The following is a 26,383-nucleotide window of genomic DNA, read 5'->3' on the forward strand; positions in this document are numbered from 1 at the left end:
GCGGTCACGCGCCGCCTCCGAAGAGGCCGGACACCCATGACGTGAGGTCGTCGATGCGCGCACCCGTCAGGCCGAAGAAGGTCTGCCCCGCGGCGGTCGACGCGAGCGCGACCCCCAGGGCGAACAGACCGGCCAGGACGAGGAGCACGAGCTGGACGTTGGAGATGCGCTGACGGTAGAGACGCGAGACGCCCTTCGCGTCGACGAGCTTGCCGCCGACGCGCAGGCGCGTGAGGAACGTGCTGGCCATGCCGGAGCGCCCCTTGTCGAGGAACTCCACGAGGGTCGCGTGCGTCCCGACCGCGACGATGAGCTCGGCGCCCTTGTCGTCGGCCAGCAGCATCGCGACGTCCTCGCTGGTGCCCGTGGCCGGGAACACGACGTGCGGGACGCCGAGCTGCTCGACGCGCGCGAGCCCGGGCGCACGACCGTCCCGGTAGGCGTGCACGACGATCTCCGCGCCGCACGTCAGCGAACGGTCGGAGACCGAGTCCATGTCCCCGACGATGAGGTCCGGCCGCCAGCCCGCGTCGAGGATCGCATCGGCGCCGCCGTCCACCCCGATGAGCACCGGGCGGTACTCGCGGATGTACGGCCGCAGCGTGACCAGGTCCTCCTTGTAGTGGTACCCGCGGACGACGATCAGCACCTGCCGGCCGTCGATCACGGTGTCGATGTCCGGCACGCCGACGCCGTCGAGCAGCAGGTCCCGCTCGCGGCGCAGGTAGTCCATCGTGTTCGCCGCGAACGACTCGAGCTGCACGGACAGGCCCGCGCGGGCCTCCTCCATCGCGAGCGCGACGCTCGCCTCCGTCAGCTCGACGCCCTCGGCCACGAGCGTGTCACCGTCGTAGACCGCACCGTCGAGCACCCGCACCGGATGGCCCTCGGTGATCGACATGACGTCGGGGCCGAGGTCGTCGATCAGCGGGATGCCCGCCGCGACCAGGATCTCCGGGCCGAGGTTCGGGTAGCGGCCGGACGTGGACCGCGCGGCGTTGAGCACGGCCGCCGGCTGGCACGCGACCAACGCCTCGGCCGAGACGCGGTCGAGGTCCTCGTGGTCGATGACGGCGACGTCACCGGGACGCAGACGCTTCGTCAGGGACTTGGTCCGGCGGTCGACACGGGCAGACCCGCCGACGCCCGGCTCAGGCGTGGGGGTACGACGACGACGCAAAGTGGCTCTCATCGTGGCTCATCGTCCCACGTCGGACAGCTCCAGAAGCTCTGCTGCGTGGATACGTGCCGCATCGGAGTCCTCCTGACCGGACAGCATGCGGGCGAGCTCGCGCACGCGCTCGTCTCCCGTGACGGACCTCACGTCCGAAGCCGTCACAACGTCGACGCCCTCGCGCACCGACTTCGTCACGACCAGGTGGCGGTCGGCGAACGCGGCGACCTGCGCGAGGTGGGTCACGACGATCACCTGGGCGTCGCCCGCGAGCGCCGCGAGCCGCCTGCCCACCTCGACCGCCGCACGGCCGCCGACGCCCGCGTCGACCTCGTCGAACACGAACGTGCCCGGACGGTCCGCACCGGCTCCGTGCGCGAGCGCGACCTCGAGCGCGAGCATCACGCGCGACAGCTCACCGCCCGACGCGCCCTTGGCGAGCGGCCTCGCCGGCGCCCCGGCGTGCGGCACCAGGAGCATCTCGACGTCGTCGGCGCCCCACGGCCCCGGCTGGTCGGCGGGCCGGACCTCGACGTGCACCTGCGCACCGGCCATGGCCAACCCCGCCAGCTCGGCCGAGACCGCCGCCGCGAGGCGTTGGGCGGCGTCGGCGCGCGTCGCGCTCAGCGTCGCGGCGAGCGCGGCTATCCGGGCGTCGAGGTCGGCGAGCTCGGTCCGCAGGTCCTCGATGCGCTGGCCGCCACCCTCGAGCTCGAGCAGACGCAGACCCGCGGTCTGCGCCCAGTCGAGCACCTCCGCGACGTCGGAGCCGTACGCGCGCGTCAGGGTGCCGAGCTCGGCGCGGCGCTGGTTGACCACCTCGAGCCGACGGGGGTCGGCGTGCAGGTCGTCGGCGTACGCCGAGAGCTCGGTGGCGATGTCGGCGAGCAGGTAGCCCGCCTCTGCGACGCGGCGGCCCAGCTCGGCGAGCGTGGCGTCGTGCGACGCGACGTGCTCGAGCGCGCGTCTGGCCTGCTCCACGAGCTCGACGCCCGTGAGCGCGTCGCTCGCGCCGTCGTTCTCCCCCGCGAGCGCGGTGTGCGCGGTCGCGGCCGCGACCCGCAGGTCCTCGGCGTGCGCGAGCCGCTGCTCCTCCGCGGCCAGCTCGACGTCCTCGTCGGGCTGGGGGTCCACCCGCTCGACCTCGGCGAGGCCGAGCCGCAGCAGCTCAGCCTCGCGCGAGCGCTCCTGCGCACGTGCCACGAGCTCGTCCAGCTCGGCCTGGAGCCGTGCCCGACCGGACCACGCGTCGCGGTAGTCCGTCAGCGTCCGGGCGTGCTCGGGCCCCGCGAACTCGTCGAGCGCGGCGCGCTGGTGCGCGGGTGCGCGCAGCCGTGCCTGGTCCGCCTGGCCGTGCACCGTCACCAGCTGCTCCGCGAGCTCGGCGAGCACACCCTGCGGCACGGAGCGGCCGCCGACGAACGCGCGTGACCGGCCCGAGCCCGCGTCACCGCCCGCGGAGACGGTCCGCACCAGCAGGAGCGAGCCGTCGTCGTCGACCGACCCGCCCGCGTCGCTCGCCCGTTCGAGCGCAGGGTGGCCGGGCTCGAGCACCACGCGACCCTCGACCGAGGCACCGGCCGAGCCGGTGCGGACCGTCGCCGGGTCCGCCTTGCCGCCGAGCAGGAGCGAGAGGGCGGTGAGCACCATGGTCTTGCCTGCACCGGTCTCGCCGGTCACCACGGTCAGGCCGGGGCCGAGCGCGACGTGCGCGGCGCCGATCACACCGAGGTCGGCGATGCGGATCTCCTCGATCATGCGCCGCCTCCGCGGGTGATCCCGTCCCGCAGCACGGGGTCGAGCGCGGGGTCGAGCGCTGCATCGGGCGCCGGTCCCGGCGACGGCGCGTCGGGCAGCACCGCCTCGCGCCCCGCCGCCTCACGCACCGTCGCCGGCGCGTGCGCGGTCCCGCGCCCTCGCCAGCCCTCGACGGGCAGGGCGAACTTGTTGACCAGCCGCGTCGTGAACGGTGCCGGGGTCAGCCGGGCCAGACGCACCGGGACGGGGCTCCGGGTGATCTCGACGCGCGAGCCGCGCGGGACCTCGAGGCGGCGGCGGCCGTCGCACGTGAGAAGGCCCGCGGCGGGCGAACGGTCCAGCACCTCGATCGCGAGCGTGCTGCGCGGACCGACGACCAGCGGTCGCGCGAACAGCGCATGTGCGGACATCGGCACCAGGATCATCCCGTCGACGTCGGGCCACACCACCGGGCCGCCCGCGGAGAACGCGTGCGCGGTCGAGCCCGTCGCCGTCGCCGTGACGATCCCGTCGCAGCCGAAGCTGGACAGGGGCCGTCCGTCCACCTCGACCGCGACCTCGAGGATCCGCGACTCGCCCTTCTCGAGCGCGGCCTCGTTGAGCGCCCAGTCGTGCACCACGCGTCCGTCGGGAGCCTGCACGCGCACGGCGATGGTCATGCGTTCCTCGACGGTGAAGTCGCCCGCGGTGACGCGACGCACCGCCTCCCCCACGTCGTCACGTTCGCTCTCGGCGAGGAACCCCACGTGCCCCAGGTTGACGCCGAGCAGCGGGATCCCGCACGCACGCGTCAGCTCGGCCGCGCGCAGGATCGTGCCGTCCCCGCCCAGGACGACCGCGATCTCGACCTCGGGGAGGTCGTGGGCGGTCGCGTCCTCGTCGACGACGACGGGCTCCACGCCCGCCGCCTCGAGCTCCTGCACTGCCTCCCGCATCGCGAGGACCGCCTCGCTCCGGCCCCCGTGCGTCACGACGAGCGCACGTCGCGTCACAGCACACCCCCGGCCCAGTCGCCGTTCGTGACGCGCGCGATCGGCTCCTCGGGCACCGTCGGCGCCGGGGCCGGCGACGGGCCCTGGGCGGGTCCCGCCGGTGCGTCGGCCGGCCGGAGCCACAGGAAGTACTCGACGTTGCCGCTCGGACCGGGCAGCGGGCTCCGCACGACACCCGCGACCGCCAGCCCCAGCCGCGCGGCCTCGTGCGCGACGCCGCTCACCGCGCGAAACCGCAACCCTGCGTCCCTGACCACACCACCCGACCCGAGGAGCTCCCGCCCGACCTCGAACTGGGGCTTGACCATGACCAGCAGGTCGGCGCCCGGCGCGGCGACGCCCTGCAACGCCGGCAGGACCAGGCCGAGCGAGATGAACGACAGGTCGGCGACGACGAGCGACGGGGCGGGGGCGAGGTCGCCCGCGGCCAGGTGGCGCACGTTGACGCCCTCGCGGACCTCCACGCGCGGGTCCGCACGCAACGCGGCCACCAGCTGGTCGTGCCCGACGTCGACCGCGTGGACGCGTAGCGCACCACGCCGCAGCAGGACGTCCGTGAACCCGCCCGTGCTTGCGCCCGCGTCGAGACACACGCGCCCCGTCACGTCGAGCGACGGCAACGCGTCGAGCGCGCCCGCCAGCTTGTGCCCCGCGCGCGAGGCGTACGCGGGCTCGTCCGGTGCATCGACCTCGAGTCCCGCCTCCGGCGTCACCGAAGCCGCGCTCCGCACCACCGGGTGGCCGTCCACGGCCACCCGGCCCGCCTTGATGAGCTCTCCCGCATGCCGGCGCGAGCGCGCCAGACCCCGCCGCACGAGCTCGGCGTCGAGCCGCGTCGTCATCGCGTCACCCCTGCGTCTCGGCGAGGCGGTCCTGCAACGCGCCGTGCACGGCGTCGAACGCCGCGACGTGGCGGCTCAGCGGAGCGTCGGCGAGCCCCTCGAGAGCACGCAGCGCCTCGTCCACCGACGCGTCCCCCGTCGAGGCCTCCGCGCGCGCACGGGCGGTCTCGACGTGCGCCGCCAGGTCCGCGGGCGACGCGGGCGCGTGCGCGGCTCGGGGCGCCACGGGGCCCGAGCCCTCGTCGTGCGTCGCCGGACCGTCCATCGCCGCCACCCCTCTCCCGTGCGCTCGTGCGTGCGCGCCCACGCTACCCGGCGCCGCCCACGGCGCACGGCGCCACCCACAGCCGCCCGCGGCTCAACGCCCGGACAGCTCCGCGGCCAGCTCCGGCACGCTCGAGGGCTCGAGCGCGCCACCCTCGTCGACCCACGCCCACGCGGCCCCGCACGCCGCACGCACCAGGTCCAGCTGCGCGTCGTCCGACGTGTGCCGACCGCGTCCGAGCTCGAGCGCGCCGTCCACCACGCGTGCACTCGCGGCACCGCACGTCCACCAGCCGTCACCCGCACGTGCCGGGGCCTCGTGCGCCACCAGGAGCGCACGCAGGTCGGCACCGATGTAGTGCGGGCGCTCGCCCGGCACCGCGAGCACGTCGTCGCGCGCCGAGCTGACGCCCGTGAGCACGTGCAGCCCGGCGAAGTCGCCCGAGCGCGCGCCCGCCAGATCGGTGTCGAGCCGGTCGCCGACCACGAGCGCCTCGCGGGCGCCCGCCCGTTCGACCGCCATCCGGTACATCGTCGGCGAGGGCTTGCCAGCACTGTCCGGGGCGACGCCCGTGGCGGCGCGCACCGCACCGACCAGCGACCCGTTCCCGGGCGCGAACCCGCGCGCCGTCGGCAGGCTCAGGTCCAGGTTGGACGCGACGTGCCACGCACCCCGCTCCACCGCGTACGCCGCCTCCGCGAGCTGCGCCCACCCGACCTCGGGGGCGAAACCCTGGGCCACGGCGGCCGGCGCGTCGTCCGCCGACTCGACGACGACGTACCCGGCCTCCCGCACCGCGGTCCGCAGCCCCGCCCCGCCCACGACGAGCACCCGCTCGCCCTGAGGCAGCCGGGAGCGCAGCAGGGCGGCAGCGGCCTGCGCAGCCGTCATGACCTCCTCGGGCGACGTCGGGATGTCGAGCTCGGTGAGCTGTGCGGCCACCGAGCCCGGCTCACGCGACGCGTTGTTCGTCACGAACACCAGCCGCATGCCTCGTTCACGCGCCCCGGCGAGACCGTCGGACGCGAACGGGATCGGCTCGTGACCGCGGTACGCGACGCCGTCGAGGTCGACGAGCGCCAGGTCGTACCGCTCCGCGAGCGGCGTGGCCGACGCGAGCAGCCCTCCGCTCACCGCTCCTCCCGCCCGTCCTCGGTGTCGGCGCCGGGCGCCTCGACGTCCGCGGCACCGTCCACGTCCGCCTCCGCGGCCTCGCCCCGGTCCACGTCGTCGACCTCCACGTCGTCCAGGTCCTCGCCCTCCACCCGCACGTCGTCCAGGTCCTCGTCGTCGGCGGACTCCTCGTCCTCGACGTCGAACACGACGACGTCGTCGTCCTCGTCGTCCGCGCCTTCGACCGCAGCGATCTCGGCCGCGCTGAAGCGCGCGAGCTCCTGCTGCGCGTCCTGCTCACGGCCGGCCGCCTCGAGCGCGGCCGCGCGCGCGACCGCGACGCGCACCGCGATCGGTCCGGAGAGCCGCTGCAGCGCGGGACCGGCGAGCACAGCGACCGCCGCCTCGGGCTCCTGCAGGTCCAGCCGCGCGCCGCTGACGACGATCGCCAGCTCGACGCGCGTCTCGGCGTCGAGCTGATCGGCCTCCGGGCTCTGCGCGAGCGCGATCGCCCGCTCCGGCCGGCCGAGCCCTCGCTCGCAGTCGGCCATGACGGCCAGGTGCTCGGACGAGCCGTTGAGCCTGCGGACCGTGCGCAGCTCACGCAGCGCCTCGGCGTACCGGCCCGTGCGGTACGCGGCGAGGCCTGCGGCCTCACGCACCACGTCCACGCGCCCACCCCGGCGCACCGCCGCCTGGGCGTGCTCGTACGCCAGCTCGGGGTCGGTGTCGAGCAGCCGGCCGACCATCACCAGGTGACGGCCGACCTGCCACGCGTTGTCCTTCGACAGCGTGCGCAGCGGTCCGCGCGCGGCGCGGTCCAGGTCGCTGAAGGACACCTCGTCCGGGATCTCCGGCCCGACGACGCGCTGGTCCTGCGGCGGTCGCGTCGGACGTCGCTCGTCCGACGACCACGCACCCGCTCCGGTCCGGGCGTCGCTCGAGCCAGAGCGGCTCCACCCGCCGCGGTCGCCACGACGGTCGTCACGTTCGGCCGGGCGTCCGCCGCCGTGGCCGGGCCGCCCGTCCTCGCGCCGCGGTCGCTCGACCGCACCCGAGCGGCCGCTGCCGTCCGGGCGTCGGTCCCCCGAGCCGTACGCCGGCCTGCGGTCGTCCGAGCGCCGGTCGCCGACGCCGGGACGTCGGTCGTCGCGCCAGCCGGCGGCCGGGCGTCGCTCGCCCTGCGGTGCAGTGCCCCGGTCCGGCCGACGGTCACCCCGATCCGCCCCGCGCGCGTCCCCGGCTCGCTCGTCGCGCGCCCAAGGACGCGCTCCGCCGGACGTCGGGCGCGGCTCGTCGCGCCGCGGGCGTTCGCCGTTCGCTGCGGGACGGCCCGTGCCGCGGTCGTCCCTCGACGACCGTCGGTCGGGGTACGCGCCCCCACGGGGGGCCGCTGACCTCGTGCCGTGCGACGACTCGCCGCCACCCGTCCACGAGCTGCGGGTCGGTCCGCCACGCTCCTCGGAACGGCCCGCCCGGCCGTCCGCGCCGCGATACCCGCCGTCACGATCGCCGGTCGACGAGTCCCGCTCGCCGGACGTCCGTCCTTCGGAGCCCGCGTCACGTCCGCCGAAGCCACGCTGACCGGCGGCGCCGCGGTCGCCCGAGCCCCCACGGCCGCCGAAACCGCCGCGCTCACCCGAGCCCCCACGGCCACTGAAGCCTCCGCGCTCACCGGCAGCTCCGCGTCCACCGGCACCATCGCGCGCGCCGGATCCTCCGCGGGGACCGCTCGACCGGGCGTCGTCCCAGCCGCGCGCAGCCGTCCCGGGACGGCGGTCACCACCGTCACGTCCGTCGTACGCCCCTCGCGTGGCGGGCGACCCTCCACGCGTGGCACCTGAGCTGTCACCACGGCGCGCGTAGCCGCCCCGCTCGCCGTCGCCGCTCGAGGAGAAGCCGCCGCGAGGGCCGGACGGGCGCGCGCCACGCTCAGGCCGCGAGCCCCCGAACCCCGGGCGGGATGCTCCGCGCTCACCACGAGACTCAGGCCGCACGCCACGCTCTCCGCCGAACGACGCACGTCCGCCGTCACGAGATCCCCCACGCGCGCTGTCGTCACCACGCTGAGGACGCGACCCCGCAGCAGAGCCACCCCGCCCGTCGTCCCACGAACCGGTGCGACCCTGGGACGGGCGCCCCCCATCGCCGCGACCGTCACCGCGCCGCGGTCCCTGGGACCACGCGCCGCCACCGGCGGCGCCGCCCCTGGCGTCAGAGCCTCGACCCGACGCGCCGCGCTCCGACCACCCGCCCGGCGAACCGGTCACGCGCCCACCGGACTGCCCGGCCCCGCGCGAGGAGTACGCACCCCGGGGACCGCCCGAGCCGTCCTCACCACGACGCGCGCGGGAGCTGTCGCGCGCACCCGCAGGCCGCGAGTCACCGAACCGGCCCGTGCCGCGGCGATCACCCGACTCGCCCTGGCCCGAGGCGCGTCCGCCGGACGGACCACCGCCCGCGAAACGCCCGCCGCCGGCGGACCCACCACGCTCGTCCCGTCCACGCGCTGCGCGTGCGTCCCTGTCGTCGCTGTTCATCTCGTGCTCTCCTCGCGTCAACGCTCATCGTCTCATCCGGGCGGCACCGTCTCGCCCGGTGCGGCACACGCTCGACAGAGGCGGGCACCCGCCGGGCCCGCAACCGGGAAGCCACGGGCGAGCCGCGGCACCGTAGCGGGCATCGACGACGCCAAGCACAGAAGCGCCCAGAAACAGAACAAGCCACCCCGCGATGGGGTGGCTTGTTCTGAATGGTGTCCGGCGGCGTCCTACTCTCCCACACCCTGGCGAGTGCAGTACCATCGGCGCTGAAGGGCTTAGCTTCCGGGTTCGGAATGGGACCGGGCGTTTCCCCTTCGCTATGACCGCCGTAACTCTGTCGAGTTGTGAACGGGACCCCCGTGGGGGTGTCGTTCGTTTCTCGGGAACCGCACAGTGGACGCGTAGCATTGAAAAGTTGTGGTGAAGTTGTCGGCTTATTAGTACCGGTCAGCTGCGGCAGTCGTTGGTCCTGCCTTCCACATCCGGCCTATCGACCCAGTGTTCTTGCTGGGAGCCTCTCGCCCACAAGGGGCGTGGAAACCTCATCTTGAAGCCGGCTTCCCGCTTAGATGCTTTCAGCGGTTATCCGTTCCGAACGTAGCCAACCAGCCGTGCTCCTGGCGGAACAACTGGCACACCAGAGGTTCGTCCGTCCCGGTCCTCTCGTACTAGGGACAGCCCTTCTCAAGTTTCCTGCGCGCGCAGCGGATAGGGACCGAACTGTCTCACGACGTTCTAAACCCAGCTCGCGTACCGCTTTAATGGGCGAACAGCCCAACCCTTGGGACCTACTCCAGCCCCAGGATGCGACGAGCCGACATCGAGGTGCCAAACCATGCCGTCGATATGGACTCTTGGGCAAGATCAGCCTGTTATCCCCGGGGTACCTTTTATCCGTTGAGCGACGGCGCTTCCACAAGCCACCGCCGGATCACTAGTTCCGACTTTCGTCCCTGCTCGACATGTCTGTCTCACAGTCAAGCTCCCTTGTGCACTTGCACTCGCCACCTGATTGCCAACCAGGCTGAGGGAACCTTTGAGCGCCTCCGTTACATTTTAGGAGGCAACCGCCCCAGTTAAACTACCCACCAGGCACTGTCCCTAGTCCGGATCACGGACCGAGGTTAGATGTCCAGAGCGACCAGAGTGGTATTTCAACGTTGACTCCACCGACACTGGCGTGCCGGCTTCACAGTCTCCCACCTATCCTACACAAGCCGCACCGAACACCAATACCAAGCTATAGTAAAGGTCCCGGGGTCTTTCCGTCCTGCTGCGCGTAACGAGCATCTTTACTCGTAGTGCAATTTCGCCGAGTTCGCGGTTGAGACAGCGGAGAAGTCGTTACGCCATTCGTGCAGGTCGGAACTTACCCGACAAGGAATTTCGCTACCTTAGGATGGTTATAGTTACCACCGCCGTTTACTGGGGCTTAAATTCTGAGCTTCGCCTTGCGGCTGACCCGTCCTCTTAACCTTCCAGCACCGGGCAGGCGTCAGTCCGTATACATCGTCTTGCGACTTCGCACGGACCTGTGTTTTTAGTAAACAGTCGCTTCTCCCTGGTCTCTGCGGCCCTCCACGCTCCCCGGGCAAGCCGGTTCACGCTTCAGGCCCCCCTTCTCCCGAAGTTACGGGGGCATTTTGCCGAGTTCCTTAACCACGATTCGCTCGATCGCCTTGGTATTCTCTACCTGACCACCTGAGTCGGTTTGGGGTACGGGCGGCTAGAACCTCGCGTCGAGGCTTTTCTAGGCAGCATAGGATCACCAGATTCCCGCTATCGCGGTCACCGTCAGCTCTCAGGCTGTGTGAGGTGCGGATTTGCCTACACCTCGCCCTACGACCTTGGACGTGGACTACCATCGCCACGCTTGGCTACCTTCCTGCGTCACCCCTGTTAATACGCTTACCTACTACCGGTTCGGGTCCCGTGCTCCCCGGTGCGGTGTGACCCGAAGGTCACGGTGCACCGGCTCGGACGGTCAGCATCACCGGGCTCGGTATGGGCGGTTCTTCGCCGGTACGGGAATATCAACCCGTTGTCCATCGACTACGCCTGTCGGCCTCGCCTTAGGTCCCGACTTACCCAGGGCGGATTAGCCTGGCCCTGGAACCCTTGGTCATTCGGCGGACGGGTTTCTCACCCGTCATTCGCTACTCATGCCTGCATTCTCACTCGTGTAGCGTCCACAACTGGGTTACCCCGCTGCTTCACCCGCCACACGACGCTCCCCTACCCATCCACACGACTGAACCACGAAGGCTTGTCTCATGTGTGAATGCCACAGCTTCGGCGGTGTGCTTGAGCCCCGCTACATTGTCGGCGCGGAATCACTTGACCAGTGAGCTGTTACGCACTCTTTCAAGGGTGGCTGCTTCTAAGCCAACCTCCTGGTTGTCTGTGCAACTCCACATCCTTTCCCACTTAGCACACGCTTAGGGGCCTTAGCTGGTGGTCTGGGCTGTTTCCCTCTCGACTACGGAGCTTATCCCCCGCAGTCTCACTGCCACGCTCTGGCTTACCGGCATTCGGAGTTTGGCTAACGTCAGTAACCTGGTGGGGCCCATCGGCTATCCAGTAGCTCTACCTCCGGCAAGAAACGCGTGACGCTGCACCTAAATGCATTTCGGGGAGAACCAGCTATCACGAAGTTTGATTGGCCTTTCACCCCTAACCACAGGTCATCCCCCCGGTTTTCAACCCAGGTGGGTTCGGTCCTCCACGCGGTCTTACCCGCGCTTCAACCTGCCCATGGCTAGATCACTTCGCTTCGGGTCTAGAGCACGCGACTGAAACGCCCTGTTCGGACTCGCTTTCGCTACGGCTTCCCCACACGGGTTAACCTCGCCACGTACCACTAACTCGCAGGCTCATTCTTCAAAAGGCACGCCGTCACCCCTGCTAGGGAGGCTCCGACGGATTGTAGGCACACGGTTTCAGGTACTATTTCACTCCCCTCCCGGGGTACTTTTCACCTTTCCCTCACGGTACTTGTCCGCTATCGGTCACTAGGTAGTATTTAGGCTTACACAGTGGTCTGTGCAGATTCACTCCAGGTTTCTCGGGCCCGGAGCTACTTGGGATCCCTCTCGGGAGGCCACGCCATTTCGTCTACGGGGGTACCACCCTCTGTGCCGGGCCTTTCAATGCCCTTCGACTATGACGCGACTTTCTGACTCCCTGCTGGATCGGCAGACCCAGCTGAAAGGTCCCACAACCCCGAGTGCGCAACGCCTGCCGGCTATCACACGCACACGGTTTGGCCTGATCCGCTTTCGCTCGCCACTACTCACGGAATATCTCTTCCTGCCGGTACTGAGATGTTTCACTTCCCGGCGTTCCCTCCACACACCCTATATATTCAGGTGCGGGTCACCACACATGACTGTGGCGGGGTTTCCCCATTCGGAAATCCTCGGATCACGGTTCGTTTGCCAACTCCCCGAGGCTTATCGCAGGCTACAACGTCCTTCTTCGGCTCCTAGTGCCAAGGCATCCACCCTGTGCCCTTATAAACTTGACCACAAAGACTTTGATTCAAAGATGCTCGCGTCCACTGTGCAGTTCTCAAGCAACGACCGACCCGCCGCACCCAGCCACGCCAACCCGGAACACACCGAGCGGTACGAGGCCCACGACGACCCGAAGGCCACCACCAGCAGACCACCCCACACAAGGGCAACCCACCAGATCCGACCCCGAGACAACAACCAACCGGCTGTTCCCTCAGGACCCAACAGCGTGCCAGGCCCACCGCAACCAGCAGACCGACCCCGTTCCCACCCGACAGCAAGCTGCCGGCGTACTAGAAGCCAACCCACCACACGGTGAGCCGTAGTCGATGTTCCACCCGTGAGCACCACCCCACACACGTTCGGTGCAGGCATGGGCCTGGACCAGCCATCCGCCCCATGACAGGACGAACCACCAGCCAGATGCTCCTTAGAAAGGAGGTGATCCAGCCGCACCTTCCGGTACGGCTACCTTGTTACGACTTAGTCCCAATCGCCAGTCCCACCTTCGACGGCTCCCCCCAAAAGGTTGGGCCACCGGCTTCGGGTGTTACCGACTTTCGTGACTTGACGGGCGGTGTGTACAAGGCCCGGGAACGTATTCACCGCAGCGTTGCTGATCTGCGATTACTAGCGACTCCGACTTCATGGGGTCGAGTTGCAGACCCCAATCCGAACTGAGACCGGCTTTTTGGGATTCGCTCCACCTTACGGTATCGCAGCCCTTTGTACCGGCCATTGTAGCATGCGTGAAGCCCAAGACATAAGGGGCATGATGATTTGACGTCATCCCCACCTTCCTCCGAGTTGACCCCGGCAGTCTCCCATGAGTCCCCGGCATAACCCGCTGGCAACATGGGACGAGGGTTGCGCTCGTTGCGGGACTTAACCCAACATCTCACGACACGAGCTGACGACAACCATGCACCACCTGTACACCGACCTTACGGGGAGCACATCTCTGCACTTTTCCGGTGTATGTCAAGCCTTGGTAAGGTTCTTCGCGTTGCATCGAATTAATCCGCATGCTCCGCCGCTTGTGCGGGCCCCCGTCAATTTCTTTGAGTTTTAGCCTTGCGGCCGTACTCCCCAGGCGGGGCACTTAATGCGTTAGCTGCGGCACGGAATCCGTGGAATGGACCCCACACCTAGTGCCCAACGTTTACGGCATGGACTACCAGGGTATCTAATCCTGTTCGCTCCCCATGCTTTCGCTCCTCAGCGTCAGTTGCGGCCCAGTGACCTGCCTTCGCCATCGGTGTTCCTCCTGATATCTGCGCATTCCACCGCTACACCAGGAATTCCGGTCACCCCTACCGCACTCTAGTCAGCCCGTACCCACTGCAAGCCCGAGGTTGAGCCTCGAGTTTTCACAGCAGACGCGACTGACCGCCTACGAGCTCTTTACGCCCAATAATTCCGGACAACGCTTGCGCCCTACGTATCACCGCGGCTGCTGGCACGTAGTTAGCCGGCGCTTCTTCTGCAGGTACCGTCACTTTCGCTTCTTCCCTGCTGAAAGAGGTTTACAACCCGAAGGCCGTCATCCCTCACGCGGCGTCGCTGCATCAGGCTTGCGCCCATTGTGCAATATTCCCCACTGCTGCCTCCCGTAGGAGTCTGGGCCGTGTCTCAGTCCCAGTGTGGCCGGTCGCCCTCTCAGGCCGGCTACCCGTCGTCGCCTTGGTAGGCCATCACCCCACCAACAAGCTGATAGGCCGCGAGCCCATCCCCAACCGAAATTCTTTCCACACCACCACATGCGTGACAGTGTCATATCCGGTATTAGACCTCGTTTCCAAGGCTTATCCCAGAGTCAGGGGCAGGTTGCTCACGTGTTACTCACCCGTTCGCCACTGATCCAACCAGCAAGCTGGTCTTCACCGTTCGACTTGCATGTGTTAAGCACGCCGCCAGCGTTCGTCCTGAGCCAGAATCAAACTCTCCGTCAATGTTTCACGCCACCAACCCACCGAAGCAGGCCAGCAGACAACACAACGAACAGACCCGAAGGTCCAATCAGATTCGGCTTCAATTGAAGGACCCCACCACCCACGGGGTGGACGGCAAGGCCCCAATCTCAACCAAACAACCCGTCTTCGACAACATCGAGACGAGCCATATGGCATCGACTACTTGGCACACTGTTGAGTTCTCAAGGAACAGACGCGCATCTCCCCGGCACCGTGAGGCACCGAGCCAGAGGCTTGTGTGTTCGTCCCCCGCGCTTCCGCGCCTGGGGCTTCACTACCTTACCCGATCTTCCGGCCCTGCGGAACCACCCTTGCGAGCTGTTCTGCGACCCGGCTTCCCGGTCCCGATCTGCCTGTGGGCGCACGAGCGCCCTGCGGTCTGATCGGGGGTGGCCGCCTGCGGGACCGACCACCGTTCCAATCCTTGCGGATCTGGACTCGGTGTCCGTTCCTCCCTGCCGGGCGACCTGTGGAACATTACGCGGCTCCCGGCGCGATCGGCAAATCGCGGTCGAGTGACGCCGCTCACCCGTGGCCTGCACCGCGCTGACCTGCATCGGCGCCCGACCGACCGCCGCTTCCGCCGACGGGCGGGCGCCGGCGCGCACCGGGACCAGCCCGGCCGCGCGCCGGCGACCCGGTCAGGCGTGCGCGTCGACGACCGCGAGCGTGCGCTTGCCGCGACGCAGGACCGCCCACCGCCCGTGCAGGAGGTCGGCCTCGCCGAGGGTCGCGGCCTCGTCGGGCACGCGCGTGTTGTTCACCGACGCTCCCCCCTCGGCCACCGCACGGCGGGCCTCCGACCGGGACTTGACCACGCCGGTGGCCGCCAGGAGGTCCACGACGAGGTCACCCGGCCGCCCCGGGGCGGTCGGCAGCTCCGCGACGGCCGCGGCCAGGGTCTGCTCGTCCAGGTCCGCGAGCGAGCCGCGGCCGAACAGCGCCTGCGAGGCCGCCACGACCGCATCGGCCGCGGCCGCGCCGTGCACCAGTGCGGTCACGTCGTAAGCGAGCGCACGCTGCGCCTCCCGGGCCGACGGCCGCTCCGCGACCGCGCGCTCGAGCTCCTCGATCTGCTCGCGGGTCCGGAACGTGAAGACCTTGAGGTAGCCGACCACGTCCGCGTCGTCGGCGTTGAGCCAGAACTGGAAGAACGCGTACGGCGTGGTCATCTCCGGGTCCAGCCACACCGTGCCGGACTCGGTCTTGCCGAACTTGGTCCCGTCGGCCTTCGTGATGAGCGGCGTGGTCAGCGCGTGCACGCCGACGCCCTCGACCTTGCGGATCAGCTCGACGCCCGACAGCAGGTTGCCCCACTGGTCGGATCCACCGGTCTGCAGCGTCACGCCGTGCCGGCGGTGCAGCTCGAGGAAGTCCATGCCCTGGAGCACCTGGTAGCTGAACTCCGTGAACGAGATCCCCTGGTCGCTGTTCAGGCGACGCGCGACGGTGTCCTTGGCGAGCATCGTGCCCAGGCGGAAGTGCTTGCCCACGTCCCGCAGCAGGTCGATCGCCGACAGCGAGGACGTCCAGTCGAGGTTGTTCACCATGGTCGCGGGCTGGTCCCCGTCGAACCGCAGGAGCGGCGCGATCTGCGCCCGGATGCGCTCGACCCAGCCCGCGACGACGTCGCGGGAGTTCAGCGTGCGCTCCCCCGTCATCTTGGGGTCGCCGATCAGGCCGGTGGCGCCGCCGACGAGCGCGTACGGGCGGTGCCCCGCGTCCTGCAGGCGGCGCACCGTGAGGATCTGCACGAGGTTGCCGATGTGCAGGCTCGGCGCGGTCGGGTCGAAGCCGCAGTACAGGCTGACCGGCCCCGCGGACAGCGCCTCGCGCAGCGCGTCCAGGTCGGTGGTGTGGGCGATGAGCCCGCGCCAGGCGAGCTCGTCGAGGATGTGGTTCACGTCAGGGTCTCTCCGGTCCGGGGCGCGGCGCTCGGTGCGCCGCGAAGGTCAGGGGCGGCGTGCAGGCCGGCGTCGTCGTCCCGTCACGGGACGTCTTCCGACGCCGGCGAGCGATACGCGGCCGTGGTGGCGGCCGGCGACCGGTACGCCGGTCGGTAGGCGGAGACCGAGCTCTCACCGGTGATCCAGTAGCGCCACGGGTGGCGGGTCGCGTCACCGCCCACGCCCGAGACGCCCACGCGTGGGCCGCTCGCGTGCGTCGCGAGAGCGGGCCCGTCGTGCCGGTGCACCACCACGGCGCCGCCGGCCTCGGTCACGTCCGCGCCGTTGCTCGCCAGGTCGAGGCCTAGGCACACCGCGAGCCGCGCGGGTCCGCGGGCCAGCTGGCGGTGCGAGTCGACGACCCCGACGCGCTCGCGCCGGTGCCACGCGAGGTCCGCACCGTCGACCACCTCGGCCGCGCGCAGCAGGACCGCGGCGGGTGAGCCCGTGGGCTCGCACACCACGTTGACGCAGTGGTGCAGCCCGAGATGCCGGTAGACGTAGAGACGGCCCGGCTCGGCGAACATCACCGCGTTGCGGGCGGTGCGTCCGCGGTACGCGTGCGACCCCGGGTCGTCGGACCCGCCGTAGGCCTCGACCTCGGTCACCCGGACCGTCACGTCGCCGTCCGACGAGCGTGCCGTGACGTAGGACCCGAGCAGGTCGCGGGCGACCGCGTGCACGTCACGGGCGTACCAGACGCGCGCCGGCACCGAGACGAACCTCAGCGGGTCGGCCGCATCCGGCATGCGGGGTGCCGCGTGCGCGGACGACGCGCGCGCGTCGTCCTGCGGGGCCCGGTCCGGTGCGGTCACGGGTTCATCCTGCCAAACGCGTCCAGCCGGACGTCGGCACGTCCGCGCGTGCCCTCACGCGCGTAGTGCGCGGCCTCGTCGCGCATCCACGCGTCCCAGTGGGCGCGTGCTGCGGCGCCGTCGCGCGCCAGCCCGCGCGCCAGGCGCAGGTCGTCGGGCGCCTCGACCCAGACCCGCAGCGTCGCGACCGCGTCCGCGGCGCGGCGCGCGGCACCGCAGCCCTCGAGCACGAGCACGTCCGGCACCGGGACGTCGACCCAGTCGGCGAACGCGGCACGCCCCCAGTCGTAGCGCTGCAGGCGGCCGGCGCGACCGCGCCGCAACGGCTCGAGCACCTGGGCGGACAGCCGCGGCCAGCACGAGCCCTCGAGCCCCGTCCAGCCGTCGTACACGTCGTCCATGTGCACCGCACCGGCGGACACGCCGCGGTCGCCGAGCGCACCGACGAGCCGCGCCGCGAGCGTCGTCTTGCCCGATCCCGCGGGGCCGTCGACGCAGATCAGCCGCACCGGGCCCAGCAGCGGACGTGCCGCGAGGGTGCGCTCGACGATCGTCGCGAGCGCACCCTCGTCGGACGGGGCGGTGACCACGGTCGGGCCGTCAGGCCGTCCAGCCGCGCAGCTCGCCCGCGCGAGCCCGGGCACGGCCGAGCTGCTCCGCCACGCGGACCGGGGCCGTGCCGCCGTACGCCGACCGTGACGCGAGCGAGCCCTCGACCGAGAGCACCGCACGGACGTCGGGTGTCAGGTGCGGCGAGACCGCCGCGAGCTCGTCGTCCGTGAGCTCCCACAGCTCGATCGCCGGCTCGCGCTCCTCGCACGCGCGCACGCACTGGCCCGCGACCTCGTGCGCGACGCGGAACGGCACGCCCTGGCGCACCAACCACTCGGCGATGTCGGTGGCGAGCGAGAAGCCCTGCGGGGCGAGCGCCGCGAGGCGCGCGGTGTCGAACGTGAGCGTGGCGACCATGCCCGCGAACGCCGGCAGGAGCACGCGCAGCTGGTCCACCTGGTCGAACACCGGCTCCTTGTCCTCCTGCAGGTCGCGGTTGTACGCGAGCGGGAGCCCCTTGAGCGTCGTCAGCAGGCCGGTCAGGTCGCCGACCAGACGCCCGGCCTTGCCGCGCGCGAGCTCGGCCACGTCCGGGTTCTTCTTCTGCGGCATGATGCTCGACCCGGTCGAGTACGCGTCGTGCAGGCGCACGAAGCCGAACTCCTTCGTCGCCCAGAGGATGACCTCCTCGGCCAGGCGGGACAGGTCGACCGCGAGCATCGCGGACACGAACGCGAACTCGGCCACCACGTCGCGCGACGCGGTCCCGTCGATCGAGTTCTCCACCGGCGCGTCGAAGCCGAGCTCGGCGGCGACCGCGGCCGGGTCCAGCCCCAGCGACGAGCCCGCGAGCGCTCCCGAGCCGTACGGCGACACCGCCGCGCGGCGGTCCCAGTCGACGTAACGCTCGACGTCGCGCAGCAGCGGCCACGCGTGCGCCAGCAGGCTGTGCGCGAGCAGCACGGGCTGCGCGTGCTGCAGGTGCGTGCGCCCCGGCATGGGCGCGTCGCCCGCGGCGGCCGCCTGCGCGACGAGCGCGTCGACCACGTCGAGCGCGAGCCCCGCGATGGTGCGTGCCTCGCGACGCAGGTACATGCGCACGAGCGTCGCGATCTGGTCGTTGCGGGACCGCCCCGCGCGCAGCTTGCCCCCGAGCTCGGTGCCCGCGCGCTCGATCAGGCCGCGCTCGAGCGCGGTGTGCACGTCCTCGTCGTCGGGCGTCGGGCCGAAGTCGCCCGACGCGACGTCGGTGCGCAGCCGCTCGAGCGCGTCGACCATCCCGCGCACCTCGTCGTCCGAGAGCAGCCCCGCGGCGTGCAGCACGTGCGCGTGCGCGACCGATCCCGAGATGTCGACGTCCGCCAGGCGCCAGTCGAAGTGGGTCGAACGCGACAGGTCCGCGAGCGCCGCGGCGGGCCCGGACGCGAACCGGCCGCCCCACAGGGCGAGCGGTGCGTCCGGGCCGCCGGCCTGCGCAGAGGGCTCGTCAGGCATCGATGCCGCCCTGCGACCCGAGGTCCACGCCGTTGCCGAACCGCACGTCGCGCGCGGCGGCGAGCTTGCTCGACAGGCCGTAGATCTCGATGAACCCCCGGGCCGCGGCCTGGTCGAACGTGTCGCCCGTGTCGTACGTCGCGAGGTTGAAGTCGTACAGCGAGGTGTCCGAGCGGCGCCCCGTGACCGTCGCGCGGCCGCCGTGCAGCACCAGGCGGACGTCGCCCGAGACGTACCGCTGCGTGTCGGCGATGAACGTGTCGAGCGACCGCTTGAGCGGGCTGAACCACTGGCCGTCGTAGACGAGCTCGGTCCACCGCTGCTCGACACCGCGCTTGAAGCGCGCCTGCTCACGCTCGACCGTGACGTTCTCGAGCTCCTGGTGCGCGGTGATGAGCGCGATCGCGCCCGGCGCCTCGTACACCTCGCGCGACTTGATGCCGACCAGGCGGTCCTCGACGATGTCGATCCGGCCGACGCCCTGCGCACCCGCGCGGCGGTTCATCTCCTGGATCGCCTGCAGCGGGGTCACCGGGACGCCGTCGAGCGCGACCGGGACACCCTGCTCGAAGCTGATGACCACCTCGTCGGCCACGGGCGGGAACGTCGGGTCGTCGGTGTAGGTGTAGACGTCCTTGGTCGGACCGTTCCAGATGTCCTCGAGGAAGCCGGTCTCGACCGCGCGGCCCCACACGTTCTGGTCGATCGAGAACGGGTTGTGCTTGGTGGTCGCGATGGGCAGCTGGTGCTTCTCCGCGAACTCGATGGCCTTGTCGCGGGTCAGCGCGAGGTCCCGGACCGGGGCCAGGCACGTGAGGTCGGGCGCGATCGACGTGATGCCGACCTCGAACCGCACCTGGTCGTTGCCCTTGCCCGTGCAGCCGTGCGCGACCGTCGTCGCGCCGAACTGGCGCGCGGCGCGCACCAGGTGCTTGACGATCACGGGCCGGGACAGCGCCGAGACCAGCGGGTACCGGTCCAGGTACAGGCCGTTGGCCGCGAGCGCCGGCATGCAGTACTCCTGCGCGAACTCGTCGCGCGCGTCGGCCACGTACGCCTCGACCGCACCGCAGTCGAGCGCGCGCCGACGGATCACCTCGAGGTCCTCACCGCCCTGGCCGACGTCGACGGCCACGGCGATCACCTCGGCCCCGGTGGCCTCGGCGATCCAGCCGATGCCGACGGAGGTGTCCAGGCCGCCGGAGTACGCGAGGACGACGCGCTCAGTCATGGTGCTCTTCCTTCGAGGGTTCGTGGTGCTTGGTGGGGTCGGGGGTGCGCACGTCCGTGGCCAGGGCCAGGAAGCGAGCGGCGAGCGCGGCCCCGTCGGGGTCACGCGAGACGACGAGGATGGTGTCGTCACCGGCGATCGTGCCGAGCACGGCCGGCAGGACGGAGTGGTCGATCGCGGAGGCGAGGAACTGCGCGGCACCGGGCGGGGTCCGCAGCACGACGAGGTTGCCCGACGACTCTGCGGTGAGCAGCAGCTCGCCGCACAACCGGGCCAGGCGTGCGGCCAGGTGCTCGGCGACGTCGTCGACCGCGGTGGGCAGGCCGCGGACGGCGCCCTCCGGGGGCAGCGCGTACGCGAGCGCGCCCGACGACGTGCGGACCTTGACCGCGCGCAGCTCGACGAGGTCGCGCGAGAGCGTGGCCTGCGTGACCGTGACGCCCGCGTCCGCGAGCAGCTCGGCGAGCTGCTGCTGCGAGTGCACCGAGCCGCGCGCGAGCAGCGTCACGACCAGGGCCTGCCGGGCGGCCTTGGTCTGCGGGACCGTGCCCGGCGGTGCGCCCACGGCTGCCGCGCCCACGCTCGTCGCGCCCACGTCAGGGCCGCCGCGCGTCGAGGAGGAACGCGAGCAGGGCCTTCTGCGCGTGCAGGCGGAACTCCGCCTCGTCCCATGCGACCGACTGGGGGCCGTCGAGCACGCCCGCGGTGATCTCCTTGCCGCGGTAGGCGGGCAGGCAGTGCAGCACGAGCGCGTCCGGCGCGGCGAGCGCGAGCGCGGCCTCGTCGAGCCGGAACGGGACGAACGGCGTCTCACGTGCCGTCGCCTCGGCCTCCTGGCCCATCGAGACCCACGTGTCGGTCGCGACGACGTCGGCACCGGTCACGGCCTCCGCGAGCGTGGGCACGACCGTGACCGAGCCGCCCGTGCTCGCGGCGATGCGCCGGGCGTCGGCGACGACGCGCTCGTCGGGACGGAAGCCCTCGGGACAGCCGATCCGCACGTGCAGGCCCGCGGTCGCGCCGCCCAGCACGTAGGAGTGCGCCATGTTGTTGGCGCCGTCCCCCACGTACGCGAGCGTGAGGCCCGCGAGCGCGCCGACCCCGCCGCGGTGCAGCGCGACGGTCGCGAGGTCGGCCAGGATCTGGCACGGGTGGAACTCGTCGGTGAGCGCGTTGACCACCGGGACGCCCGCACCCGCGGCCATCTCCTCGATGCGCACCTGCGCACCCGTGCGCCACACGACCGCGGCGACCTGCCGGCCGAGCACACGCGCCGTGTCGGTGATCGACTCGCGCGTCCCGATCTGGGCGAGGTTGCCGTCGACGACGAGCGGGAAGCCGCCCATCTCGGCGATGCCCGCGCAGAACGAGACCTGCGTGCGCAGCGTCGGCTTGTCGAAGATGACCGCGACCGCACGCGGGCCGGCCAGCGGCGTCCGGATGTAGCGGTCGTCGCGGAACGCGAGAGCCAGCTCGAGGACCTCGCGCTGCTCGGCGGGCGACAGGTCGTCGTCCCGCAGGAAGTGGCGCGTCACGCCGCCACCTCCGCCGGGTCGAGCTCCGCGAGGAAGTCGACGAACGTGCCCGCCTGCTCGTCGGTCAGCACGAACGGCGGGGCCAGGCGGATCGTCGTCGGGTTGACCGGGTTGACGATGAACCCGGCGGCGAGCGCACGCGACGCGAGCGCGGGCGCGACCGGCGCGCTCAGCGCGACGCCGATGAGCAGCCCCTCGCCCCGCGCGCCCTCGATCAGCGGCGTGTCCAGCGCGGCGATCCGCTCCCGCAGACGCGCGCCCAGCGCGGCGACGTGCGCGAGCAGCCCGTCCCGCTCGATCACGCCGATGGTCGCGAGCGCCGCCGCCGACGCGACGGGGTTGCCGCCGAACGTGGTGCCGTGCTGGCCCCGGCCCAGGAGCGTGGCCGCCGTGTCGCCGTACGCGAGCAGCGCACCGACGGGGAACCCGCCGCCCAGGCCCTTCGCCACCGTGACCGCGTCCGGGACGATCCCGCCGCCCAGGTGCGGCAGCTGGTGCGCGAACCACGCACCCGTGCGGCCCATGCCGGTCTGGACCTCGTCGAGGATCAGCAGCGTGCCGTGGCGCGCCGTCAGGCGCCGCGCCTCGGCCAGGTAGCCCTCGGGCAGCGCCAGGACGCCCGCCTCACCCTGGACGGGCTCGACGAACAGCGCGGCGACGTCACCCGGCGCGAGCGCGGCCTCGAGCGCGGCCGAGTCGCCGAACGGCACCCACTCGACGCCTCCCGGCAGCGGCTCGAACGGCTCGCGGTACGCGGCCTTGTGGGTCAGCGCGAGCGCGCCCATGCTGCGGCCGTGGAACGCGCCCTCGAGCGCGAGGATCCGGGGGCGGCCCGTGCGCCGCGCGAGCTTGAACGCGGCCTCGTTGGCCTCGGTGCCGGAGTTCGTGAGGAACACGCGCGACCCGGCGGGTGCGCCGGCGAGCTCGATCAGCCGTTCCGCGAACGCGATCTGGGTGGGTGACCCGAAGAAGTTCGAGACGTGCCCGAGCGTGCCGAGCTGCGCGCTGATCGCCGCGGTCAGGGTCGGGTGGGCGTGGCCCAGGCTGTTCACCGCGATGCCACCGAGCAGGTCCAGGTAGCGCGTGCCGTCCGCGTCCCACACGTAGGGGCCCTCGCCCCGCACCAGCACGCGCTGCGGCGGGCCGAAGGTGTCCATGACGGCGTGCGTGTAGCGCTGGGTCCACTGCGCGACCGAGCCGTCGGCCACCTGCACCGGCAGGCCGTCCACGGTGCTGGCGGCGCGGCGCAGCGCGCGGCGCGTCGGCTGCTCGCCCGTCGAGAGGGCGGTCGTCGGCTCGCTCATGCGGGCACCTCCGGGTGGACCAGCGGGATGGGGGCGGTGAACGGCGCGTCGGCGGGCTCCTCGTCGGGCAGCACCATGGTCCCGATGCCGTCGGACGTGAAGACCTCGACCAGGATCGAGTGGGGCGCGCGGCCGTCGATGACGTGCGCGCGGCCGACCCCGCCCTCGACGGCTCGCCAGCAGGCCTCCATCTTGGGCCGCATGCCGGCGTCGAGCGTGGGCAGGACGCCGGCGAGCTCGGTGGCGCGCAGACGGCGCACGAGCGAGGACCGGTCCGGCCAGCGCAGGTACAGGCCCTCGACGTCCGTCAGGACGATGAGCTTGCGCGCACCGAGCGCGACCGCGAGCGCCGCCGCCGCTGTGTCGGCGTTGACGTTGAGCACCTGGGTGGGGTCGTCGATGTCGGGTGCCACCGTGCTCACCACGGGGATCCGCCCCGCGTCGAGCAGGTCCTGCACCGCGCCGGGGTTGACCTGGACGACGTCACCGACCAGGCCCACGTCCACGGGCTCGCCGTCGACGATCGCCGAGCGCCGCCGGGCCTGGAACAGCCCGCCGTCCTCGCCCGAGAGCCCGACCGCGTGCGGTCCGTGCGCGTTCAGCAGCCCGACCAGCTCGCGCGAGACCTGGCCCGTGAGCACCATGCGGACGACGTCCATCGCCTCGGGCGTGGTCACGCGCAGCCCGCCCCGGAACTCCGAGGCGATGCCGAGCCGGTCGAGCATCGCGTTGATCTGCGGACCACCGCCGTGCACGACGACCGGGCGCAGGCCCACCTGGTGCAGGAACACCATGTCCTGCGCGAACGCGCGCTTGAGGTCCTCGTCGATCATGGCGTTGCCGCCGTACTTCACCACGACGAGCGCGCCGTTGAACCGCTGCAGCCACGGCAGCGCCTGGATCAGCACCTCGGCCTTCTGGTCGGGGCGCAGGTCGGTCCGGGTGTCGAAGTGGAAGTCGTCCGGCGGGGTGGTGGTCACGTCGAGTACTCGCTGTTCTCGGAGACGTAGGCGTGCGTGAGGTCGTTGGTCCACAGCGTGACCACCTCGGTGCCGGCGTGCAGGTCGATCAGCACGTGGACCTCCCGCTGGCCGGCGAGGTCCACGTCGGTGCGCGGCGCGTGCGCGCCACCCGCGCGGCAGATCATCACGCCGTTGATCGACACGTCGAGCTCGTCGGGCTCGAACGCCGCGACCTCCTGCGGCACGGTGCCGACCGAGGCCAGGATGCGGCCCCAGTTCGGGTCGTTGCCGTAGATCGCGGCCTTGAAGAGGTTGGAGCGCGCGACCGCGCGGGCCACCGCGAGCGCGGCGTCCTGGGTCTGCGCGCCGGTCACCGTGATCGCGATGTCGTGCGTGGCGCCCTCGGCGTCCGCGACGAGCTGACGCGCGAGCTGTGCGGCCACGGCGGTGATCCCCGCGACGAAGCCGGCCGGGTCGGGTGCGACGCCCGAGGCACCCGACGCGAGCAGGACGACGGTGTCCGACGTCGACATGCAGCCGTCGGAGTCGACGCGGTCGAACGTCTGGCGTGTCGCGGTGCGCAGCGCCTCGTCCGCGAGCGCCGCGTCGACCACCGCGTCGGTCGTGATCACGCACAGCATCGTGGCCAGGCCGGGTGCCAGCATCCCGGCGCCCTTGGCCATGCCACCGACCCGCCACGTGCCCTGGTCGGCCTGGACCACCAGGTCCGCTGTCTTGGGCACCGTGTCGGTGGTCATGATCGCGCCCGCGGCGGCCGGCCCACCGGTCTCCGAGAGCGCGGCGCACGCCGGGCCGACGCCCGCGAGCAGCGTGTCGATGGGCAGCCGCTCGCCGATGAGCCCGGTCGAGGCCACGACGACGTCGCCCGGTGAGATGCCGAGCGCCGCCCCGACCGTCTCCGCGGTGCGGTGCACGTCCAGGAAGCCGTCCGGGCCCGTGCACACGTTGGCGCCGCCCGAGTTGAGCACGACCGCGTGCACGACGCCGTCGGCCACGGCCTGGCGCGACCACGTCACGGGGTGACCGACCACGCGGTTGGACGTGAACACGGCCGCACCCACGTGCGACGGTCCGTCGTTCACGACGAGCGCGAGGTCCGGGCGCCCGGACGCCTTGAGACCCGCGGTGACACCGCTCGCGCGGAACCCGAGCGGTGCGGTCACGCCCGGCGAGCTCTGGGCGGTGTCCTCGGCGGTGGTCGTCGTGGTCACGGTGCGACTCCGTTCAGCGGGAGGCCGAGCGTCTCGGGCAGCCCGAGCGCGAGGTTGAGGGACTGCACGCCGCCGCCCGCGGTCCCCTTGACGAGGTTGTCGATCGCGGTGACGGTGACGACCCGGCCCGCGCGTTCGTCGACGGCGACCTGGACCAGTGCGGTGTTCGCGCCGAGCGTCGCGGCCGTGGTGGGCCACTGCCCCTGCGGGAGCAGGTGGACGAACGGCTCGTCGGCGTAGGCCCGCTCCCACGCGTCCCGCACGGCCTGGGGCGTGGTGCCGGGGACCAGGCGTGCGGTCGCGGTCGCCAGGATGCCGCGCGACATGGGCACGAGCGTCGGTGTGAACGAGAGCGTCACGTCAGGGGCGCCCGCCGCGCGCAGGTTCTGCGCGATCTCCGGGATGTGGCGGTGGGTGCCGCCGACCGCGTACGGCTGCGCCATGCCGAGCCCCTCGGACGCGAGCAGGTGCGGCTTGAGGCTCTTGCCCGCACCCGAGTAGCCGTTGGCGAGCACGGCGACGAGGTCGATCGGCTCGACGACGCCGGCGGCGACGCCCGGCTGCAGGCCCAACGTCACCGCGGTGACGTTGCAGCCCGGGACCGCGATGCGCGTGGCCCCCGCGAGCGCCGCGCGCTGCGCGACCGCGGTGCGCTCGCCCGCGTGCAGCAGCTCGGGCAGGCCGTAGGGCCACGTGCCCGCATGCTCGCTGCCGTAGTACGTGCGCCAGTCGGACGCGTCGACGAGCCGGTGGTCGGCACCCAGGTCGACGACGACCGTGCGCGGGTCGCGTGCGGCGAGCTCGGCCGCCACCGCGCCGCTCGCGCCGTGCGGGAGCGCCAGGACCACCACGTCGTGCCCGGCGAGCGTGTCGACCGTGGTGGGCGCGAGGACGCGGTCCGCGAGACCACGCAGGTGTGGCTGGTGCTCACCGAGCGTGCTGCCGGCGTTGGAGTGCGCGCTGACGGTCTCGATGCGGGCCTCGGGGTGCTGCAGGAGGACGCGGAGCATCTCGCCGCCCGCGTACCCGCTCGCACCGGCGACCGCCACGGAGAAGGACATACGCATGAACATACACTCCTGCGCGAACTGATGCACGCACATCCGGTCGCGCCGGATCACATCCTGCGCCGGGATG

Annotated in this window: 18 protein-coding genes and 3 rRNA genes; all 21 read right to left on the minus strand. The window is 71.5% G+C overall.

All coding sequences use genetic code 11. The features are described from left to right. Window positions 1-4: 4 nt before the first annotated feature. Window positions 5-1,192: a putative cytokinetic ring protein SteA gene (gene steA, locus CELGI_RS09755; RefSeq protein ID WP_013883956.1), complete on the minus strand. Its 1,188-nt coding sequence runs from the start codon at window positions 1,190-1,192 to the stop codon at window positions 5-7. A 6-nt stretch (window positions 1,193-1,198) separates the two neighbouring features. After that, window positions 1,199-2,932 carry a DNA repair protein RecN gene (gene recN / locus CELGI_RS09760; RefSeq protein ID WP_013883957.1) on the minus strand — a complete coding sequence of 578 codons (1,734 nt, stop codon included), beginning with the start codon at window positions 2,930-2,932 and terminating at the stop codon, window positions 1,199-1,201. Continuing rightward, window positions 2,929-3,924: an NAD kinase gene (locus tag CELGI_RS09765; protein WP_013883958.1), complete on the minus strand. Its 996-nt coding sequence runs from the start codon at window positions 3,922-3,924 to the stop codon at window positions 2,929-2,931. The genes recN and CELGI_RS09765 overlap by 4 nt, the downstream gene beginning before the upstream one ends. Next, entirely contained in the window at window positions 3,921-4,766 is an 846-nt protein-coding gene (locus tag CELGI_RS09770; protein WP_013883959.1) for a TlyA family RNA methyltransferase, read from the minus strand. Before CELGI_RS09770 ends, CELGI_RS09765 begins: the two co-directional genes overlap by 4 nt. A 4-nt stretch (window positions 4,767-4,770) precedes the next feature. After that, window positions 4,771-5,031 (minus strand): hypothetical protein, encoded by a 261-nt coding sequence (locus tag CELGI_RS09775; protein WP_013883960.1) that lies wholly within the window; start codon window positions 5,029-5,031, stop codon window positions 4,771-4,773. 93 nt (window positions 5,032-5,124) lie between these two features. Beyond that, complete coding sequence (locus CELGI_RS09780; protein ID WP_013883961.1) at window positions 5,125-6,165, minus strand: HAD-IIA family hydrolase; 1,041 nt, start codon at window positions 6,163-6,165, stop codon at window positions 5,125-5,127. Then, a complete protein-coding gene (locus CELGI_RS09785; RefSeq protein ID WP_013883962.1) occupies window positions 6,162-6,983 on the minus strand; it encodes a hypothetical protein in 822 nt (273 codons plus the stop codon). Before CELGI_RS09785 ends, CELGI_RS09780 begins: the two co-directional genes overlap by 4 nt. Before the next feature lie 1,918 nt (window positions 6,984-8,901). Beyond that, window positions 8,902-9,018 (minus strand): 5S ribosomal RNA (gene rrf, locus CELGI_RS09790). Between the two features lie 86 nt (window positions 9,019-9,104). After that, window positions 9,105-12,213: ribosomal RNA gene (locus tag CELGI_RS09795) — 23S ribosomal RNA — on the minus strand. A 423-nt stretch (window positions 12,214-12,636) separates the two neighbouring features. After that, window positions 12,637-14,154: ribosomal RNA gene (locus tag CELGI_RS09800) — 16S ribosomal RNA — on the minus strand. Together the 16S, 23S and 5S rRNA genes form the textbook arrangement of a ribosomal RNA operon. Window positions 14,155-14,816: 662 nt before the next feature. Beyond that, window positions 14,817-16,079 (minus strand): tyrosine--tRNA ligase, encoded by a 1,263-nt coding sequence (gene tyrS, locus CELGI_RS09805; RefSeq protein WP_013883964.1) that lies wholly within the window; start codon window positions 16,077-16,079, stop codon window positions 14,817-14,819. An 83-nt stretch (window positions 16,080-16,162) separates the two neighbouring features. Then, window positions 16,163-16,936 carry a DNA-3-methyladenine glycosylase gene (locus CELGI_RS09810; RefSeq protein ID WP_013883965.1) on the minus strand — a complete coding sequence of 258 codons (774 nt, stop codon included), beginning with the start codon at window positions 16,934-16,936 and terminating at the stop codon, window positions 16,163-16,165. Beyond that, window positions 16,933-17,526 carry a nucleoside/nucleotide kinase family protein gene (locus CELGI_RS09815; RefSeq protein WP_041574621.1) on the minus strand — a complete coding sequence of 198 codons (594 nt, stop codon included), beginning with the start codon at window positions 17,524-17,526 and terminating at the stop codon, window positions 16,933-16,935. Before CELGI_RS09815 ends, CELGI_RS09810 begins: the two co-directional genes overlap by 4 nt. A gap of 10 nt (window positions 17,527-17,536) precedes the next feature. Further along, entirely contained in the window at window positions 17,537-18,982 is a 1,446-nt protein-coding gene (gene argH, locus CELGI_RS09820) for an argininosuccinate lyase (RefSeq protein ID WP_013883967.1), read from the minus strand. Next, on the minus strand, window positions 18,975-20,213 hold the full coding sequence (locus CELGI_RS09825; RefSeq protein ID WP_013883968.1) for an argininosuccinate synthase: 1,239 nt from the start codon (window positions 20,211-20,213) through the stop codon (window positions 18,975-18,977). Before CELGI_RS09825 ends, argH begins: the two co-directional genes overlap by 8 nt. Next, the gene (locus CELGI_RS09830) at window positions 20,206-20,808 is read right to left on the minus strand and encodes an arginine repressor (RefSeq protein WP_013883969.1); all 603 of its coding nucleotides are present in this window, start codon (window positions 20,806-20,808) and stop codon (window positions 20,206-20,208) included. Before CELGI_RS09830 ends, CELGI_RS09825 begins: the two co-directional genes overlap by 8 nt. 1 nt (window position 20,809) lies before the next feature. Then, window positions 20,810-21,748: an ornithine carbamoyltransferase gene (argF, locus tag CELGI_RS09835; RefSeq protein ID WP_013883970.1), complete on the minus strand. Its 939-nt coding sequence runs from the start codon at window positions 21,746-21,748 to the stop codon at window positions 20,810-20,812. Then, window positions 21,745-23,052, minus strand: coding sequence for an acetylornithine transaminase (locus CELGI_RS09840; RefSeq protein ID WP_013883971.1), 1,308 nt, complete (start codon window positions 23,050-23,052; stop codon window positions 21,745-21,747). The genes argF and CELGI_RS09840 overlap by 4 nt, the downstream gene beginning before the upstream one ends. Further along, a complete protein-coding gene (gene argB / locus CELGI_RS09845) occupies window positions 23,049-24,032 on the minus strand; it encodes an acetylglutamate kinase (protein ID WP_013883972.1) in 984 nt (327 codons plus the stop codon). Before argB ends, CELGI_RS09840 begins: the two co-directional genes overlap by 4 nt. Then, window positions 24,029-25,246, minus strand: a complete 1,218-nt coding sequence (gene argJ, locus CELGI_RS09850) for a bifunctional glutamate N-acetyltransferase/amino-acid acetyltransferase ArgJ (RefSeq protein WP_013883973.1) — start codon at window positions 25,244-25,246, stop codon at window positions 24,029-24,031. Before argJ ends, argB begins: the two co-directional genes overlap by 4 nt. Then, window positions 25,243-26,307 carry an N-acetyl-gamma-glutamyl-phosphate reductase gene (argC, locus tag CELGI_RS09855; RefSeq protein ID WP_211206539.1) on the minus strand — a complete coding sequence of 355 codons (1,065 nt, stop codon included), beginning with the start codon at window positions 26,305-26,307 and terminating at the stop codon, window positions 25,243-25,245. The genes argJ and argC overlap by 4 nt, the downstream gene beginning before the upstream one ends. Between the last annotated feature and the right edge of the window lie 76 nt (window positions 26,308-26,383).

Origin of the sequence: Cellulomonas gilvus ATCC 13127 (assembly GCF_000218545.1) — a bacterium.
Lineage (GTDB): Bacteria > Actinomycetota > Actinomycetes > Actinomycetales > Cellulomonadaceae > Cellulomonas > Cellulomonas gilvus.

Excerpts from the sequence above, each read along its gene's own strand:
- CELGI_RS09775 (WP_013883960.1), bottom strand. The coding sequence starts at position 5,031 with ATGGACGGTCCGGCGACGCACGACGAGGGCTCGGGCCCCGTGGCGCCC.
- CELGI_RS09770 (WP_013883959.1), bottom strand. The coding sequence starts at position 4,766 with ATGACGACGCGGCTCGACGCCGAGCTCGTGCGGCGGGGTCTGGCGCGC.
- argC (WP_211206539.1), bottom strand. The coding sequence starts at position 26,307 with ATGTCCTTCTCCGTGGCGGTCGCCGGTGCGAGCGGGTACGCGGGCGGC.
- recN (WP_013883957.1), bottom strand. The coding sequence starts at position 2,932 with ATGATCGAGGAGATCCGCATCGCCGACCTCGGTGTGATCGGCGCCGCG.
- CELGI_RS09840 (WP_013883971.1), bottom strand. The coding sequence starts at position 23,052 with ATGAGCGAGCCGACGACCGCCCTCTCGACGGGCGAGCAGCCGACGCGC.
- argH (WP_013883967.1), bottom strand. The coding sequence starts at position 18,982 with ATGCCTGACGAGCCCTCTGCGCAGGCCGGCGGCCCGGACGCACCGCTC.
- CELGI_RS09825 (WP_013883968.1), bottom strand. The coding sequence starts at position 20,213 with ATGACTGAGCGCGTCGTCCTCGCGTACTCCGGCGGCCTGGACACCTCC.
- steA (WP_013883956.1), bottom strand. The coding sequence starts at position 1,192 with ATGAGAGCCACTTTGCGTCGTCGTCGTACCCCCACGCCTGAGCCGGGC.